This window comes from Mesorhizobium sp. L48C026A00 (assembly GCF_000502375.1).
Taxonomy (GTDB): Bacteria; Pseudomonadota; Alphaproteobacteria; order Rhizobiales; family Rhizobiaceae; genus Mesorhizobium; species Mesorhizobium muleiense.
This window is the reverse complement of record NZ_AYWU01000026.1, coordinates 22,233-37,214: the sequence shown is the minus strand read 5'-3', so window position 1 is coordinate 37,214 and position 14,982 is coordinate 22,233. Positions and strand designations below refer to the sequence as shown.

The window sequence follows — 14,982 nt, the reverse complement described above, 5'->3', positions numbered from 1 at the left end:
GCAGACTTATGAGTCAGAATGCAATCGCAAACCTCGCCTAAGACAGGTCGCAAACGACGTCGTTAAACACGTGTCTTAGGCCACCACGATGATAGCCGGCAGGCGGTGACAACCGGGCGGTTACGAAGGATCGAACGACCGGCCTGACGCAGTTCGGCCGTGCGCTCTACGAGCTGAACATCGACATCATCTGCGCCCCAACACCCCGCAGGCCGAGGGCCGCGTCGAGCGGGCCGACTAGACGCTGCAGGACCGGCTTGTGAAGGAGTTGCGCCTGCGTAGCATCAGCACGATCGAGGCGGCGAATGCCTATGCCGCCGAGTTCGCCGCCGACTTTAATGCCCGTTTCGGCAATGAGCCGCGCAATCCGAAGGACATGCACCGTCCCCTCGCCAATCATGAGAACCTGGACGGCGCCATGTGCCGCAAAGAGTTCCGCACACTGTCGCAGGCCTTGACGCTTCGATACGACAAGGTGCTGTTCATCCTCGATCCGAGCCCGTTTGCGAAGAGCCTAGCCGGCAAGAAGGCAAGACCGGAAATTGTCGAGAACAAGCGCCTGGACGAAGCGCTTGCGATGGTGGCCGAGATGCAGGCCGGACGTGAGCTGACGCGTAGCCAGGACAACGGCTATGTGAAGCGCGGCGCGAAGTAAGGGGGCGGATTTTGACAAAGGAAGGATCGGCGATGTCCTTGCACTGTTGACCGAGATCCGCCGCCCTCCATATCCATCACAGGCGGCAGATCATGCGGCAACATCCTGACTGCCACGACCTCGATGACCACAGCAGAGTTCGAGCCGTGAAGATCAGAATCTGGCAACGAGTTGAATACCAGCCTTCGGGGCCGTTGCAAAAATCGGTCGCACAGCGCCGACTTTAGCGCGCGTGAATTTGCGACAGCCAAGCCCTTGATTGAACTGAGGCGGTGCGGCAGCTCGGAAAATCAGGATTTTTGCGACATAAGTCAAGTCGACCCGTTCAACTCGCGCGCGCTTCAAAGAGCAATTCGCAGTCACCAAAGGTTGGGGCATGAAGCGGATCGACCTTCAAATCTTCGATGGTTGATCGATCCCAATGAGCCTTGAATTGCCTATGAACGTTATCCACGGAAAGGTGCGACTTCTCAGAAACGGCAACCGAAGCGGCTTTGTCGTCTACATCCATGACGCCAATAATAAACAGCGATGTGCCATCGACTCCCATAAACCACATCTCATGCCGCACGCCTTCCTGCCGGAGTGCCGATGACACTTCATCGAGGTGAGCAAGCATGAACGCTGCCCACTTTCGAACGATGTTCTCGCCGCAGGTCAGACGGATTTTCTTCGCTTCATAGTTCATCGGCAGTCTGTCGTAAAAATCTCGATTAAAGTTTCGATTTTGGATTTGCGTCTGGTTTTTGCAACGTCGCAGAAGGCCGGTTTCGCGACGGATTCCAACGGCCGCAATGGGTCGGTTATTCCGGTTCTCCACCATGTCGCTGACGGGCTGAGAAAGTTAAAGCCCAGGGTGTCCGCTGGACCGCACCCGCGGCTGCGCAACCCCGACCAGCTGACGCCCGATCGGGTGCTCACGTCGATGACGGCAGCACCGATGCGACATTTCTTCTGTGGTTGCCGCCCGTTATGCAAGGAGCTTCCGACCTATGAACGTGTGATCGAGTGCGGCCTTCTGTCAGGCCTTTGAATACGGCCTTTCAGTTGCCGCTGGCCGGTATGGGGATCCGCGGATGGGGACCGCCTACTTCATCTCGACGTAAGCCATCTTCAGGATTGGGGGTGCCGAGTGGCCGGAACACACCAGCGGGTAGGTTCACGTCTTGCGACATAGGGGAACTCCTTATGGTCGTTTTCAACAGCGCCAAAGGTTGTCGCGCCCTCGTCGCTCACCCCCCATAGCATCTGAGCTCAGCGACGTGGAATGTCCGTTTCATTGTTGACAGCAATAATCATGTTATTTAGCAAGACCACCTGACCACCCTCACCCAGCTCCCCGCCAGGCAAGGCAAAACGTTCTTGGTCCATGGCATGAGGGGACTTGCATGAGGAAATCTGTTGGGCTGTTCGCTGCGCTGGCCGTGGTTGTGGGTCAGGACGCCGCTGCGCAGGAGACGACGGTGCTTGAGCCCATTGTGGTGGAGGGGCTGGGTGGTGTGCCCCTGACCGCAACGATCGGCAATCTGCCGGAAGCGTATCCGGGCGGACAAGTCGCGCGAGGCGGGCGCCTGGGCCTGCTCGGCAATCGCGACATCATGGATACGCCGTTCAACATAGGCAGCTACACGGCGCAAACCATCGAGGATCAGGGTGCACGCACGGTGGCCGACGTGATGATCAATGATCCTTCCGTGCGGAGCACCCATTCCACCGGCGGGATAGTGGATTCCTTCTACATTCGCGGCTTTCCGATCAACGAAGGCAATTTTGGCGAGGTCGCGTTCGATGGTGTGTTCGGAGTCGCGCCGGCCTATCGTCTGTTCACGGACTATGCCGAGCGTATCGAGGTTCTCAAAGGACCCGCGGCGCTGCTTTACGGCATCGCGCCGAACAGCAGTGTCGGCGGCACCATCAATATCGTTCCCAAGCGCGCGGCCGAGGTCGATCTAACACGGTTTACGGCCGATTATGCCTCGAGCCTGCAGGGCGGCGGGCATCTCGATGTGAGCCGACGCTTCGGCGCTGAGCGTCAGTTCGGGGTCCGCTTCAACGGCAGCTATCACGGCGGCGACACGCCGATCGACGACCAAACGCGCGACGTGGCGGTCGGGGCCCTGGCACTCGATTATCAGGGCGAGAGGCTCAGGGCGACGCTCGACGTCATCGGACAGCGGGAAGACTTCCAGGCGCCGCAACGCCCGTTCTTTCCGCTTTCCGGTTTCGCAATACCAGAGGCGCCCGATGGCCGGCTTAACGTCCAGCAGCCGTGGGAGTGGTCCAAGAGTGAAGATCTGTCATTGCTGGGACGCGTCGAATATGATCTCACCGACCAGGTGACGGTGTTTGCCGCTGCCGGCGGGGGCAACTCGCGCATCGAGCGACTCTTCGGGACGCCAGTCATCTTGAACTCGGCCGGGGACGTCAGCATAACGCCGCAGAATTACGTCTTCGATATTGACAGGACCACTGCGGAAACGGGCCTGCGCGCCAGCTTTGACACTGCCGCAATCGCCCATTCCGTCACGCTCCAGGCAAGTCATTTCAATCAGAGTCTCGGCCGGGGCTTCAATTCGGGGACGGCTCAACTCACCAATATCTACAATCCTGTCGCCCGGCCCTGGCAGGACATACCGGCACCGGCTTCGGTGCCGAAGGTATCGGAGAGCGAGTTATACGGATTTGCCATCGCCGACACCTTGTCGATGCTTGATGAGCGGGTGCAGCTAACCGTCGGAGCGCGGTGGCAGCATATCGCGTCGGAAAATTTCAACTCGACCACCGGCGCCGTCACATCGTCCTCCGACGAAGGCGCATTCACACCGCTGGTCGGCCTAGTCGTCAAGCCGTGGGAGAACGTGTCGCTTTATGCCAACTATGTCGAAGGGCTGAGCATAGGCGATACGGCGCCGACGACGGCCGTGAATGCGGGCGAAACGTTGGCGCCTTACAGGTCCAGGCAGATCGAGATTGGAACCAAGATCGATCTGGGCCGCCTGGCCGTGACGGTCAGCGCGTTCCAGATAGAAAAGCCTTTTGGGCAGCTTGAAACCCGCGGGAGCGATCTCGTGTTCGTAGAAGGCGGCGAGCAACGCAACCGCGGCCTGGAATTCAACGTCTTCGGGGAAGTGACGCCGGGTGCGCGGCTGCTTGGCGGCGTTACGCTGCTCGAAGGCGAGTTGACGAAGACAAACAGTGCGGCAACCCTCGGCAACACGCCTATCGGCGTGCCGTCGGTCCAGTTCAATCTTGGCGCGGAATGGGATACGCCCTTCCTGCAGGGGCTCACACTGGCGGCCAACGTCATTCACACGGGCAGGCAATATGTCGACACGGCGAATACGCAGAAGATTCCTTCCTGGACAAGGCTCGACCTGGGTGCCCGCTATCACACGGACATTCAGGATCGTCCGGTCACCTTCCGGGCCGCCGTCGAGAATGTTTTTGACAATGACTACTGGGCAGGCGTCGCCAGCTACGGCACGCTGGCGCAGGGCGCGCCGCTGACGGTGAAGCTTTCAATGACCACCGATTTCTGAGCCGGGAGCCGCGTGAAGCGTCCGACTTCAGATCGCATCGTCGACGATCAGATGGAGATTGCCCTGCGAGCAAGGTTCGACACGTGCCCTGATGCGGAAGGTTGCGGCGAGATTCTCCGGCGTCAGGACGCTGGCCGCCGGACCGAAATCATGCAGGGTTCCACCTGACAGGATGGCGACCTTGTCGGCGAATTTCAGCGCCAGATTGAGGTCGTGCAGCGCGATCAGAACCAGCATGCCACTGTCGCGCGCCAGGCTGCGCACACGGCGCATGGCCTCCAACTGGCGGTGCATGTCGAGGGCGCTGGTCGGTTCGTCCAGAAGCAGTACTTGCGGTTCGCGTACGAGACACTGGGCAAGCCCGACGAGCTGGCGCTGGCCGCCGCTCAGCTCAGAAAGGATCTCATTGGCAAGCCCGCCGATGTCCAGCGCGGTAAGCGTCCGGTCCACCGCCACCAGATCATGCTGCTCCAAACGCCAGCCGCTGACCTGCTTGCGTGCAAGAAGAACGGATTCGAACACGGTCAGCACCGCGCCGCCCATTTGGTCCTGCGGCATGTAGGCGATGGCTCCATCGATATCGCGCACGCCTTCCAGCCGGCAATCGCCGGGGCCCGGAAGGATAGCGGCGATACGGCGGAACAGCGTGGATTTGCCCGCGGCATTAGGCCCGATGACGGCCACCACCTCGCCGCCATGGCATGGCGGAAGAGTCACATCGCGCAGCACCTGGCGCGATCCGAACCGGGCGCCGAGGCGATGGGTGCTCAGCACTACCATATCTCTCTTCCGCTTTTCAGGATCAGATAAAGGAAAACCGGCAGGCCGATTGCCGCGGTGACGATGCCTATGGGAAGGACCGCGCCGGGCACGGCAATTTTGGCAAGCACCGAGCTCAGGGACATGATCAACGCACCTGTCAGCGCGCTTGCGGGCAGCAGGAAGCGCTGGTCTTCGCCGACCATCATGCGGGCGATATGCGGGCCGACCAGGCCGATAAAGCCGATGGTGCCGACAAAGGCGACGGGAATAGCCGAAAGAAGTGAGACGAGGATCAGGGTCTCGAGCCGCAGGCGGCGCACGGGGATGCCGAAGCTCGCTGCACGAGCCTCGCCGAGCCGCAATGCGGTCAATTGCCACCGGCGGTGCAGAAAGATCGGCAGGGTCACCCCCACGGCGAGCGCGGTGATGGCCAGTTTCGGCCATGTCGCCTTGGTCAGACTTCCCATCGTCCAGAAGACGATGGCGGCAACCGCCTGTTCGGCGGCGAAATATTGGGTGATGGCAAGTGCCGTGTTGAAGCTGAAAACCAGCGCGATGCCCAAGAGCACGATGGTCTGGACGGAGGCGCCGCGTCTGAGGCTGACCAAATGGATAAGGAAGGCGGTGGCCATGGCCATCACAAAGGCGTTGGCGGCGACGATATAGTCGCCCGCCATGGGAACCAGCGCGACGCCGAATGCGAGCGCCAGTGCGGCTCCAAAGCTTGCACCGGACGAAATACCCAGTGTGAAAGGGCTCGCCAGCGGGTTGTTCAGTATCGTCTGCATCTGCGCGCCGCCGATGGCCAGCGCCATCCCGACCACGATCGCCATAAGAGCCGACGGTAGGCGGATCGACCAGACAATGACTCGCATTTGCGCATCCGCTTCAACCGGCGCAACGAGGGTGCGCAAAACCTCTCCGAGCCCATAGCTGGCCGGTCCGATTGCAATGTCGCCGACAAAGGCAGCGCAAAGCCCGGCGACCAACATGAGGAGAATTATCTGCCGCCTGAAGCTGAGCGATTTATAAGCGCCGCGTCCCGACGGGGACATTGTCTCGGACCGGACATCCGTCATGACGGGCTATCGGACAAGCTGACGCTGTAGCCAGGCTGATATTTGATGGGCAGGAAACGGCGGTGGTATTCCGCAAATGTCGCGTCGGGATCCAGATCGTCAAACAGGTCTGGATGGAGCCACTTCGCCAATTGCTGCATTGCTACGAATTCATACGGGCTGTTGTAGAACTGGTGCCAGATGCCGTGAAAATTTCGCGTCTCTTGTGCTGCAATGCCGGTATAGGCGTTGCGGGTTGGGAACCATTCGAGCTTTTTGCGCGTCACCTGCGGGTCCGCGCCGGGACCGAGGGGAATCCAATGGCCGCCGGGGACATAGGCCTCCCAGTCGGCGCTGGTAATGACCACGTGATCGGGGTTGGCGGTGATCACTTGTTCGGGATTGAGCTGCCCGAAAGTCGCCGGAATGATGCCGCTGCCGACATTTTGGCCGCCGGCAAGCTCGACATATTTGCCGAAATTCTCGGCGCCGAAAGACAGGCAGCAATCGTCGGAATAACCACCGATACGCTCGATAAACACTTTGGGGCGTTCCGGCTTGGCGTCGGCAAGGATTTCGGTGACCTGCTTGATAGCTTCACGGCGGAACGCGATGATTTCTTGTGCGCGCGCATCACGCCCCATTATCCGGCCCAGGAGGCGAATTGTGGGCTCGGTATTTTCCAAGGGGTGATGGCGGAAGTCGATATAGAGGACGGGGATGTTCAGCTCAGCTAGCTTCTCAATATATTGGGCATCCTCATTGGCCCTCATGGCTTCGAGGTTTAGCAGAACCACATCCGGCTTCTGGATGATGGCCGACTCAATGTCGATCAGACTGTCCTCCTGGCCCTTGAAGGCAGGCAGCTTCGCCAGTTCGGGAAAGGCTTCAAGGTATTGCGCGTAAGTGGCCGGATCGGCCTCGATCATATCGTTGCGCCACGCAACGATATGAGCCAGCGGGTCTTCGGGCGCCAGCGAGGCGATCAGATAGAGCTGGCGGCCTTCGCCAAGAAGAATGCGCTTGACGGGCGCTTTCAGCTTTACCTTGCGTCCGGCAATATCAGTGACAGTAAGCGGCGATTGCGCTTCTATCATCGCCGTTTCCCCGGCAAATCCCGGCGCGGAGCCAGCCACGATCAGTGCAAGAGCTGTGATCGCGGCATGCAACAGCGACTGATACCACTTCATGGTTGAGCTCCTTCGCCGGGTGAATGGCGCGCTTTGAGCCATATGCCGAGCGCCACTAAAAATGATAAGGCGTAGAGGGTTGAGACGAGCGGGAACGCGGCTTCGAGACCAAAAGACTGAGTGACCGCAACGCCGGCGACGATACCGATAATCGAGGCGCCCTGCTGGCAGGTTTGCGCAAGACCCAGAACCGAACCCTGCCGGTCGTTTTGCGTTGCCGTCGAAATGAGTGACAGGAGAGCCGGCGTTGTTCCTCCCAGGAGAGCGCCCCAGACAAAATACAGCGTTGCGAAAAAGGCTATGGACCCGGTGATCCCGGCCAAATGGGTGATTGCAAGGCAACTGGCTGAAATCAACACACTCCAGCCGAGCACATAGGATTTCGTGCGCCCCCCAAAGAACCGCACCCACAAAGGCGCGCCCACGACAAAGCCCAGCGCGAGAAGCCCGTAGCTCAAGCCGGTGACCCAGTGCTGGGTGCCAAAAACTTGCGTCATGTAAAGAGAAAACGGAACCTGCAGCACCATGCGGCTTGCGAGCAGCATGCCCATCAGCACAAGAAGCCCCGACACCGGCGCACTCCCCGAGGGCGCATGGGCAGTAAATGTCGCCGTTGCTGACCGTACGGGAACAATCCCGTTTGGCGGCACGGGCAGACTTGTCCAGGCGGTGGCGGCGCACAGGGCACAGATCACGCCGGCCGTCAGATTGATGGCGGCAAAGGGCAATTCATCCAGGATCAGCCCGCCCAAAAACGCCCCGCCAAGCGAGCCGACATTGGTCGCCACCTGAAGCCACGCGAACAGGCCGGCGCGATCGCGTCCACCGGTGACCTGCACGCCATAAGCCTGCGCCGGGGCAATGTAACCGGCAAAGGCGCCCTGCAGAAAGCGCAGAGCCAAAATTGTCCAGACATCTTGCGCAAAGGCGATGAGCAGTTGCGTGATCGCCAAACCGGCTAATGCGCGAACCATCATCAGCCGGTTGCCGTGGCGATCCCCCATGCGTCCCCAAAAGGCGCTGGTGAGCGATACGCCGAGCATCGGACAGATATAGACGCCGATTCCGGCGAGGCCGAAGACACTGTCGGAGGGGCTCAACGCCTTGATATGGATTGGCCAGAAAGGGCCACTCATCTCCATCGCGCCCATGGAAACGAATTGCAGGGCGAACAGGAGCGCGAAAACGGGCCCGAAACCGCGAAGGGCGGCAGAGGCGTTTGTCATTCCGCGTCCGTCAACGGATTGGGCAGTTGGTGTTCGACGCGATAGTCGCGATACCGCTCCAGATGCATTCGCAGCACCGAGCGTGTCGGCCACGGATTTTCGGGAAAGGCCGCGCGTTCCCGCAGCCAGAACTCATCGGACGGCACGCGCGGCCGAAGCGTGTCGAATGCCTCTTCGGTTTCCTCCCTCAGGATGCGCCACAGGCTGTTGCCCGCCAGTCCATATTGCTCCGTCAAGCAGAGGGCGATCTCATGGAGGTGGCAGACGAAGCAGGCATCGATCACGAACGAGCGCACGAGGCTGATGTCTTCATCGAACGTCGTGGGCAAAATCCCTCTCTGGGTGAAGGGCTTTAGGCAGTGCCCGCGTTCCTCGAACAAGGGCGCAAAACTGCGGCCGTCGCCGAAATCGCGGATCAGCAACTTTCGTGGCTGGCCGGAATGGTCGAACAATACTAGGCTGTTTTGCTGATGCGCCTCAAAGGCGATCCCGTAGAGCAGATACATGGCCAGGGTTGGCCGGATGACGGTGCGCGCATAGCCACGGAAAAATGCCGCTACCGCCGCCTCGCTCTCTTGGCCGTTTCTGGCGATCAATTCGCAAATGAGCGGGCGCTCATCGAGCGGACTTGCCGTCAGAAGCGCCGCGACAGTCACCGGCAACAGTCCGTCGCTGCGTGCCAGAGCGCCCGTATTGCGGAAGACCACCGACAGAAAACGGCCCGGATGCTCGTCACCGGTGTCGGGATGGCGCAGGATTGCACCTAACTCTTCGGTGAAAATCTCCAGCGTGTCGCGGAGATCCTCCTCCTTTGCCAGAATGTCGGAAATGAGGGTGCTGAGGCGGGGCCCCATATGGATCGACTTGGCCTGGAGGGTGCGCTGCTCACTGGTCAGCCAGATCGCCACCGGCAGTTTAATGAAGGGTCTGGGCTCCTGTGTGTCCGGCAGCATCGTGCGGAACGACATCGACGGCAGCGTCACGATCTCGGGGCCTTCTGGGTCCAAAACGCCGGAAGTAATCTCGGACTCGAATTGCCGGCGCACGAAATTGTCCAGATGCCACCCGTGGACGGGGAGAGGAAGCCAGTCCCCGGGCGACTTTCCGCGCTCTTTCAAACCTTCGGCCCAGTCGCGCCAGAGGTCAGGAAAGTTTTGCGAAAACCATTCCGAATAGCTGCCGACATGCGGCATCTTCTCGACATAGGCCCATTCCTTGCGCAGCGCCGTGATGCGCAGGCGCACGCGGGCGCCGAATTCGGGCGATAACGCGGTCACCTCTTGTGGCGGCAGGCCAGGTTTGGCCTTCCATGTCGGATAGAAGGGATGGCCTTCGAGCGCACCCCATTGATCGAGGGTCATGGCCGCCAAATGCGGCGGCAAACTCTGTTCGAGATAGGCGAGGAAGCCGGGCGCGCCTGTTTCGGCTATCTTCTGGCGCAGTTCGGCACTCCAGCCTTCCCTGTGATGTCGCGCGAGGACTTCGTTTTGCATGCTGTTGTCGACGTCGCGCAACAGATGCTCAAAGCCGTCCGGTGCGGGCGAAACCGCCAGTGCGGGCGAAACCTCCGTTATCAGGGCGGACGGATCATCGAGCCGGCGCCGGGCGCCGGTTTCGTCCAGCACTTCAATGTGCCCGCGATTTTGCAATGTTCCGGCAGGCGCACGGCGCATGTTGGTAAAGTGCAGGACCCGGCGCGAGGACCAGAGAGGAAACCATGCCTGGCTGCCATCCGGCGCCCACAGCAATGCATTCGGTTCAAGAAGACGCTCGGCGAACAGGCAGCGAACCAGCCGGCTGAGTGCATTGCGCGATGCGTTCTTCCAAAGCTGCGTATCGCGTGCCTGGGTTTCGGCATCTGTCGCTGAAGAAATCCTCTGGTCCATCAGGCAGCCTCCGGCCAGCCGGCGGGTATATAGGCCGGCGCGCCTTCCGTCAGTCCGCCGTGATAGTGGCGCGCCCAGTGATAGGTTTTCGCAATGGCTGGGATTGCCACATTCAGCCGCGCGGCCATCTCCACGAGCAACGCCTGACCAACGGCGATATCTTCGTGGAAGGCGCGGCTCTCGCGATCGATGAGAAGACCGGGCCCGTGCGGATTGGGTACGAGCGGCGCGCGAATGCCGGCATAGGCGCGATTCGTCCGCAGAAGCGTATACATGGTGCGGTCGTCCTCGATCTGGCTGCCATAAGCCTCGATCAGTTCCTGCCGGAGAGCCTTTACAGTGCTTAGATCAATGCCGAGACGCGCCTCGATCGCACCACGGATCGCCTGGTTTTCCGCGTCACACGCCTCCAGCAATTCGGCGCCCACGCGCGGGCAGTCGCTCCACCAACATATGGGTTCGTCAAAGGGCTTGTCCTGCCAACGTGCGCCCGGGCCAATCAGGCCGTAGAGCACGGCTGGGTGCATCAGAGCGTTGCCCGGCGTCAGCGTGATTTCGAGATAATTCTGCAGCATAGCGACGGGCGCGTCGAAAAGCCGGGCGAGCATCTCGGCGAGCACAGCGCGGTCGGCGCTGCTTTCGCGCTGATGAAGTGCGGCAAAGAGCTGCGCCTTGGCGCCACCCATACGCACGCGCCTGCCCGGAACCAGGTCAAAGGCCGTATGGGGCACGTCTTTCATGCCCCAGATCACCACATTGTCGCGCCCCGAAAGGGCCTTGGCTGCGAGCCAGTCAAAACCGCAAAAGCCGGGGATCGCGCCGAGAAACACCTTTTTGTTCTGTGGAAGGTGGGGAGCGATCTGGCGAAGAAGCGCGGGCCGCGCCTGGGCCGGCTGCGTCATGATAACCATGTCCGCGTCGTCCAGCGCGTTGCCCGGATCGGTGCCGACATGGTCGGGCCGCGCGCTCAGGACGTTACCGTCAGGCGTGTGTGCGTGCCAGCCGCTGTTGCTATCTGCCCATGTTTCGGCGACCGCGGCGGAGGCGGTAAGGACGGAAACCGCGATGCCCGGACGCTGCTTGAAGAGCACTGCGTTCAAATGCCCGGTGCGGCCCGCGCCGCAGATCGTCACCTTCATGCCGCGCATGCCCTTGCGGCCAGCCACGCATCCAGCTGGTCGGCAATTATCGGATCCAGCAAGCCGCGCTTTGCCATCCATTCATCGTCGAAAACCGAACCGAGATATTTTTCGCCGCCGTCGGCCACCGGCGTGACGACCGTGCCGTACAACTTGCCTGCGGCAATGAACTCCAGCGCCTTGTAAATGGTGCCGCCGGTGGAGCCACCCACCAGCAAGCCCTTGCGCCGGGCGAAATAGCGCGCTGTCTCAAAGGCCTGGGTGTCGGTGACCTGCACACCTTCGTCGATGCATGCATAGTCGAGCACCTTGCCGACTTCATCACCGGCCGGTGTTCCCGTTCCCGACTGGTAATAGGGATGTCCGGGCTTGCCGAAGACGATCGAACCGGCCGGCTCCACCGCGATCGTGCGCACGGTAGGATTATGGCGCTTGAGCCGCTGAGCGATCCCCGTCATCGAACCGCCGGTCCCGACACAGCCGACAAAGGCGTCGATGCCGTTCGGGAGCTGCGCCAGAAGCTCGTCGACAAAACCGGCATAGCCTTCCGGATTTGCCGGATTGTCGGACTGGTTCATGAAAAGCGCGCCGGGAAGTTGGGCACCAAGCTGCGCGCCCAGCCGCTGCCGTTCGACCACGGCCACTTCGTCCTCGCGGAAATCGCCTTCGACATAGCGGATTTCGGCACCGAGCGCGCGCATCATGCGGATCTTGTCCGGCGCGGCATGATGATCGACTACGGCGATGAAGCGCAGGCCGAACTCCAGCGCGGCCAGCGCCAGCCCTATGCCGGTGTTGCCGGACGATGATTCGACGATTGTGCCGCCCGGTGCGAGCCGCCCGTCCTCGAGCGCGGCAAGCACCATGCTGCGTGCCATGCGGTCCTTCATGGAGCCGCCGGGATTGTTCTTCTCGATTTTCAGCACCAGCATGGCATCGTGGTTGGGGACGGTGATCGACATCACCGGCGTCTGACCGATCATCTGAGTTACGGTCGTGCAGAGCATTCATGCCTCTCCAAGTGTGTCGGGGACGAGAGTTGGCTGCCCATTTGCGTCCTGAACCACGCAGAGGCGGCTCGGCATCGGGTGGCGGTGGAATTCGTTTTCAAGGAGGTCCATCTGGTAGCCGCCGGTGTTGGCATATACCAGAAGGTCACCTGCCCGCGGCGCGATGGGGAAGGTGAGCCACCGGTTACAAAGGACGTCTTCGTCCAGGCAGCTATGACCGGCCAGATAGCCTCGCACGGATTTTGACAGGGCGGACGGCGGTGTGGCGGGCACCAGGATTGGGTCGACCAGGAATTCGGATGCGAACCAGGTTTCGCAGGCGCTAAAACTGCTGCCTTCGACAAAAATGACGCAAGTGTCGGAACTGAGGGCCTTCACTCTTGAGACCCGGAAGATGGAAATGGCCGTCTGATCTGCCAATGCACGCCCCGGCTCCATTCCCAACACCAATCCCTCATCCGCAAAATACCCGGCGATGCTGCGGCCTTTGGGCATCGGCGCATGCAAGAACTGGCGCAGCCAGTCAGTCGCCGAAAGCGCGCCGCCATAGGGGTAGAAGGAGCCCGGCACCTTTCCGGTCCGGTAGTCCTCGGGGACCTGTGCCTTCAGATGCGCCTGATAGGCCAGCTGATCGACATACTGGACTGGCAGCCCGCCGCCGATGTCGATCATGCGCGGAGCAAATCCCCTTGCCCGGCTTTCGGCAATCAAGCTGGCGGCTTCCCTCAACGCTGCCGCGCGGGACTCCCAGCGATAGCCGCTTACGTGGAAATGCAATCCGTCGAAGCGCAGCCTGCCTTCGCCGGCAATGCGCGACAGACAATGCTGTATAGCGTCCGCTGGCATGCCGAAGCGGCTCATGCCCTGTTCCGTCGGGCGCAAGCGGAGCAGGATCGGTTGGACCACTTGGCCCCCTGGCAAGCAGCTCACAAGATCCTCAAGCTCTTCCGGCGAGTCCACCGATATCAGAGCGTTGCAGCCAACGAGTTCGCTATGGAATCCCGTCGTCTTTGCCGGGCCTGTCGCCACAAGCCGTGCACCATCGGCGCCAAGCCGCCTGGCGTCGCGCAATTCGTAAAGGCTCGAGACGTCAATACCGGCGCCGGCGCGGAGCGCCGCCTCCATCAACCCCGGCGACTTGTTGACTTTCGCCCCGTAATAGACTGCGTGCGCCACATCGCTTTCTGTCAACACGCCCCTCAGTGCCGCGAGATTCTTCCGCAGCTCATCGGGCCAGATCAGATTAAGCGTCGAGCCATGTCGCGCGACCCATTCCGCAAGACGCTGTGCATCGCGGGCCAACAGTTCAGCCGTCGACGGCCGCAGAACCGGGGGCAGACCCGCGCCAAGCTTGTGGCAGTGAAGGGTCATGCCCATGCCCCTTGCATATCTGTTGCCGGGCGCGCTGCCGGAGCCGGGTGGCGCAAGCTTTCCAGAGGCAGGGTGCAGGTGGGCAGGCTTTGCTCAAAAATATGCCGCGTCGTCTTGCAGGGAAATTTTCGGCCGCTGCGGGCCATCGCGAAAATGCACGCGGGCGTGATCGTCTCGGCCGGACGCCAGCTCTCCACCCTTACGGTGCTGTAATCCAGCGGGATCACCGGTACCAACGCGAGTTGCAGACGATGAGCAACGGTGAGCCGGTGATGGCCGTCCATCACGAAGCGGGCGCCCCTCTCTGCGGCGATCGGAACAGTCCAGCAACCGGCCTGCAGGATCTGGGCCTGCAGCTCCGCAACCCTGTCCGGGTCGACCTCTTCCGTGGGAATCAAACATGTTGGAGAGAGGAGGCAATATTGCATCTTGGCCAGCCTGCTTCACGAAAAACGGGACGGGCTGGCTTTCTTGACTATTTAAGTCATGATTAGCTGGCGGAGGCTCTATAGTCGATTGAATGTTGGCCGTCAACGCGCCCAAAGCGCCTAAAGCGTGTAGCCGAACACTCGCGGTTGAACTCCGTAAACGAATTGCGAGGTCTACGCAGCACAATGGCCAGCGCTGAGGCTGCAAGCGTGCTCGGCGTTACAGCCCGTCAAGTCCAGCGGCTATTGAAGACGTTCCAGGCATACGGCTCGGCGGCTCTCAGGCACAAGGCGCGTGGCCGCCGCTCCAACAATCGCATCATCGATGGCGTCCGCGACTTCGCCTTGGAACTGATCCGCGAACACTACATCGACCTTGTGCCGACCTTGGCCCGCGAGAAGCTGCTCGAACGGCATCAGCTTGCGGTCAGCAAGGAGACACTGCGCAAGTGGATGACGGAGGCCGGGATCTGGACGGTCGCGTCGTGAGCGCAAGCGCCGATTGCACCGCCGCGCGGTCGGCGCGACTGTCTCGGCGAGATGGTGCAGATCGACGACTCGCATCACTGGTGGTTCGAGAACCGCGGTCCCAAATGCGCCCTGCTCGTTTTTATCGAGGATGCGACCGGCAAGCTCCTGCATCTGCGCTTTGCGGGGTCGGAGAACACGTTCGATTATTTCCACGCGGCCAAGGCGTATTTGCGGGACTGGGGCAATC

General features: G+C 61.1%; 11 protein-coding genes and 2 pseudogenes. 3 read left to right on the top strand and 10 right to left on the bottom strand.

Features of this window, described 5'->3' with window-relative positions; translation table 11 throughout:
* Positions 1-116: 116 nt before the first annotated feature.
* Positions 117-652 (top strand): annotated as a pseudogene (locus X738_RS72760) (ISNCY family transposase); the annotation flags it as partial.
* Positions 653-980: 328 nt separating this feature from the next.
* Here the strand turns inward: X738_RS72760 and X738_RS72755 are convergent.
* A complete protein-coding gene (locus X738_RS72755) occupies positions 981-1,343 on the bottom strand; it encodes a DUF6176 family protein (RefSeq protein WP_023802456.1) in 363 nt (120 codons plus the stop codon).
* Positions 1,344-2,043: 700 nt separating this feature from the next.
* Between X738_RS72755 and X738_RS72750 the strand changes: the two genes are divergently transcribed.
* Positions 2,044-4,194, top strand: a complete 2,151-nt coding sequence (locus X738_RS72750) for a TonB-dependent receptor (RefSeq protein WP_023802455.1) — start codon at positions 2,044-2,046, stop codon at positions 4,192-4,194.
* Between the two features lie 27 nt (positions 4,195-4,221).
* On the opposite strand, the gene X738_RS72745 is transcribed toward X738_RS72750, so the two are convergent.
* The 9 genes from X738_RS72745 to X738_RS72705 are packed head-to-tail and all read right to left on the bottom strand — an operon-like array spanning position 4,222 to position 14,264.
* Entirely contained in the window at positions 4,222-4,974 is a 753-nt protein-coding gene (locus X738_RS72745; protein ID WP_023802454.1) for an ABC transporter ATP-binding protein, read from the bottom strand.
* A complete protein-coding gene (locus tag X738_RS72740; protein ID WP_198032894.1) occupies positions 4,968-6,035 on the bottom strand; it encodes a FecCD family ABC transporter permease in 1,068 nt (355 codons plus the stop codon). The genes X738_RS72745 and X738_RS72740 overlap by 7 nt, the downstream gene beginning before the upstream one ends.
* Positions 6,032-7,204 carry an ABC transporter substrate-binding protein gene (locus tag X738_RS72735; protein ID WP_023802452.1) on the bottom strand — a complete coding sequence of 391 codons (1,173 nt, stop codon included), beginning with the start codon at positions 7,202-7,204 and terminating at the stop codon, positions 6,032-6,034. Before X738_RS72735 ends, X738_RS72740 begins: the two co-directional genes overlap by 4 nt.
* Positions 7,201-8,430 carry an MFS transporter gene (locus X738_RS72730; protein ID WP_023802451.1) on the bottom strand — a complete coding sequence of 410 codons (1,230 nt, stop codon included), beginning with the start codon at positions 8,428-8,430 and terminating at the stop codon, positions 7,201-7,203. The genes X738_RS72735 and X738_RS72730 overlap by 4 nt, the downstream gene beginning before the upstream one ends.
* The gene (locus X738_RS72725; RefSeq protein ID WP_023802450.1) at positions 8,427-10,316 is read right to left on the bottom strand and encodes an IucA/IucC family protein; all 1,890 of its coding nucleotides are present in this window, start codon (positions 10,314-10,316) and stop codon (positions 8,427-8,429) included. The genes X738_RS72730 and X738_RS72725 overlap by 4 nt, the downstream gene beginning before the upstream one ends.
* Positions 10,316-11,455 (bottom strand): NAD/NADP octopine/nopaline dehydrogenase family protein, encoded by a 1,140-nt coding sequence (locus X738_RS72720; RefSeq protein WP_031256318.1) that lies wholly within the window; start codon positions 11,453-11,455, stop codon positions 10,316-10,318. Before X738_RS72720 ends, X738_RS72725 begins: the two co-directional genes overlap by 1 nt.
* Entirely contained in the window at positions 11,452-12,462 is a 1,011-nt protein-coding gene (locus X738_RS72715; RefSeq protein ID WP_023802448.1) for a cysteine synthase family protein, read from the bottom strand. Before X738_RS72715 ends, X738_RS72720 begins: the two co-directional genes overlap by 4 nt.
* Positions 12,463-13,836: a Y4yA family PLP-dependent enzyme gene (locus tag X738_RS72710; protein WP_031256317.1), complete on the bottom strand. Its 1,374-nt coding sequence runs from the start codon at positions 13,834-13,836 to the stop codon at positions 12,463-12,465.
* Positions 13,833-14,264 (bottom strand): ParB N-terminal domain-containing protein, encoded by a 432-nt coding sequence (locus X738_RS72705; protein ID WP_036270231.1) that lies wholly within the window; start codon positions 14,262-14,264, stop codon positions 13,833-13,835. Before X738_RS72705 ends, X738_RS72710 begins: the two co-directional genes overlap by 4 nt.
* An 87-nt stretch (positions 14,265-14,351) precedes the next feature.
* On the opposite strand from X738_RS72705, the pseudogene X738_RS87575 reads away from it, so the two are divergent.
* Positions 14,352-14,978: pseudogene (locus X738_RS87575) on the top strand (helix-turn-helix domain-containing protein); the annotation flags it as partial.
* Positions 14,979-14,982: the final 4 nt, after the last annotated feature.